Genomic DNA, 237 nt, shown 5'->3' with positions numbered 1-237 from the left:
ATTGGTAGTCCAATCCATTTTGCCATGCTTTCTTAACCAAGTAAGAACAGTCGAACGACCTTGTATGCCGTAAATTGATTGGGCTTGTTTATAGGTCATGTCGCCTTTTTCAATGGCGTCTACAACCTGTAATTTAAAGCCTAGTGTGTAATCACGCTGAGTGCGCTTAACGTAGTGTTTATTTGGAATGGTCATCATTAGTCCTCAATGTGTAAACACATTCCAGGACGGGACAAA

At 40.9% G+C, this 237-nt stretch carries 1 protein-coding gene; it reads right to left on the bottom strand.

What is annotated here, in order from left to right:
- On the bottom strand, positions 1 to 195 hold a 195-nt coding region (locus BCU75_RS19735; protein ID WP_133148307.1), incomplete at its 3' end, for a transposase.
- Positions 196 to 237: the final 42 nt, after the last annotated feature.

The sequence above is a fragment of the Vibrio splendidus genome, assembly GCF_002873455.1.
GTDB lineage: Bacteria > Pseudomonadota > Gammaproteobacteria > Enterobacterales > Vibrionaceae > Vibrio > Vibrio splendidus_J.
The sequence above is the reverse complement of the archived record's forward strand: the minus strand, read 5'-3'. Positions and strand labels throughout refer to the sequence as shown.